This is a genomic window from Desulfosporosinus sp. SYSU MS00001 (assembly GCF_049943955.1).
In the GTDB taxonomy this organism is placed as follows: domain Bacteria; phylum Bacillota; class Desulfitobacteriia; order Desulfitobacteriales; family Desulfitobacteriaceae; genus Desulfosporosinus.
Genome location: NZ_JBNFTW010000037.1, coordinates 1 through 1,805 on the forward strand (window position 1 = coordinate 1; position 1,805 = coordinate 1,805).

Genomic DNA, 1,805 nt, shown 5'->3' on the forward strand with positions numbered 1-1,805 from the left:
GGATACCCGTCGTGGCTCTAATTCCGAGCTGGAGACAGCGGTGAAAGACCTGGGCAAAGCGGTGTCCTATAAGGGGATGTATGGCGATGTGGCCATCGTCGTGTATTCCGGACAGTACGTGGAAAACGGCGTCAAAAAGAACTTCCTGCCGGACAACACGATGGTGCTGGGGAACACTCAGGCACGCGGTCTGCGCACCTATGGCTGCATTCAGGATGCGGACGCACAGCGCGAAGGCATTAACGCCTCTGCCCGTTACCCGAAAAACTGGGTGACCACCGGCGATCCGGCGCGTGAGTTCACCATGATTCAGTCAGCACCGCTGATGCTGCTGGCTGACCCTGATGAGTTCGTGTCCGTACAACTGGCGTAATCATGGCCCTTCGGGGCCATTGTTTCTCTGTGGAGGAGTCCATGACGAAAGATGAACTGATTGCCCGTCTCCGCTCGCTGGGTGAACAACTGAACCGTGATGTCAGCCTGACGGGGACGAAAGAAGAACTGGCGCTCCGTGTGGCAGAGCTGAAAGAGGAGCTTGATGACACGGATGAAACTGCCGGTCAGGACACCCCTCTCAGCCGGGAAAATGTGCTGACCGGACATGAAAATGAGGTGGGATCAGCGCAGCCGGATACCGTGATTCTGGATACGTCTGAACTGGTCACGGTCGTGGCACTGGTGAAGCTGCATACTGATGCACTTCACGCCACGCGGGATGAACCTGTGGCATTTGTGCTGCCGGGAACGGCGTTTCGTGTCTCTGCCGGTGTGGCAGCCGAAATGACAGAGCGCGGCCTGGCCAGAATGCAATAACGGGAGGCGCTGTGGCTGATTTCGATAACCTGTTCGATGCTGCCATTGCCCGCGCCGATGAAACGATACGCGGGTACATGGGAACGTCAGCCACCATTACATCCGGTGAGCAGTCAGGTGCGGTGATACGTGGTGTTTTTGATGACCCTGAAAATATCAGCTATGCCGGACAGGGCGTGCGCGTTGAAGGCTCCAGCCCGTCCCTGTTTGTCCGGACTGATGAGGTGCGGCAGCTGCGGCGTGGAGACACGCTGACCATCGGTGAGGAAAATTTCTGGGTAGATCGGGTTTCGCCGGATGATGGCGGAAGTTGTCATCTCTGGCTTGGACGGGGCGTACCGCCTGCCGTTAACCGTCGCCGCTGAAAGGGGGATGTATGGCCATAAAAGGTCTTGAGCAGGCCGTTGAAAACCTCAGCCGTATCAGCAAAACGGCGGTGCCTGGTGCCGCCGCAATGGCCATTAACCGCGTTGCTTCATCCGCGATATCGCAGTCGGCGTCACAGGTTGCCCGTGAGACAAAGGTACGCCGGAAACTGGTAAAGGAAAGGGCCAGGCTGAAAAGGGCCACGGTCAAAAATCCGCAGGCCAGAATCAAAGTTAACCGGGGGGATTTGCCCGTAATCAAGCTGGGTAATGCGCGGGTTGTCCTTTCGCGCCGCAGGCGTCGTAAAAAGGGGCAGCGTTCATCCCTGAAAGGTGGCGGCAGCGTGCTTGTGGTGGGTAACCGTCGTATTCCGGCGCGTTTATTCAGCAACTGAAAAATGGCCGGTGGCATGTCATGCAGCGTGTGGCTGGGAAAAACCGTTACCCCATTGATGTGGTGAAAATCCCGATGGCGGTGCCGCTGACCACGGCGTTTAAACAAAATATTGAGCGGATACGGCGTGAACGTCTTCCGAAAGAGCTGGGCTATGCGCTGCAGCATCAACTGAGGATGGTAATAAAGCGATGAAACATACTGAACTCCGTGCAGCCGTACTGGATGCACTG

Annotated in this window: 3 protein-coding genes and 1 pseudogene; all 4 read left to right on the forward strand. The window is 56.8% G+C overall.

Translation table 11 applies throughout. The annotated features are described in order from the left end of the window. Positions 1-373 (forward strand): major capsid protein (locus ACPUYX_RS20865; RefSeq protein ID WP_175365470.1); only part of this gene is annotated, 373 nt, incomplete at its 5' end. Positions 374-414: 41 nt separating this feature from the next. After that, on the forward strand, positions 415-813 hold the full coding sequence (locus ACPUYX_RS20870) for a DNA-packaging protein FI (RefSeq protein ID WP_000158919.1): 399 nt from the start codon (positions 415-417) through the stop codon (positions 811-813). 11 nt (positions 814-824) lie between these two features. Continuing rightward, positions 825-1,178 (forward strand): head-tail joining protein, encoded by a 354-nt coding sequence (locus ACPUYX_RS20875; protein ID WP_000752979.1) that lies wholly within the window; start codon positions 825-827, stop codon positions 1,176-1,178. A gap of 11 nt (positions 1,179-1,189) precedes the next feature. Next, positions 1,190-1,767: pseudogene (locus tag ACPUYX_RS20880) on the forward strand (phage tail protein). Positions 1,768-1,805 lie beyond the last annotated feature (38 nt).

Coding starts and splice junctions, on each gene's coding strand:
- ACPUYX_RS20870 (WP_000158919.1), top strand. CDS start 415: ATGACGAAAGATGAACTGATTGCCCGTCTCCGCTCGCTGGGTGAACAA.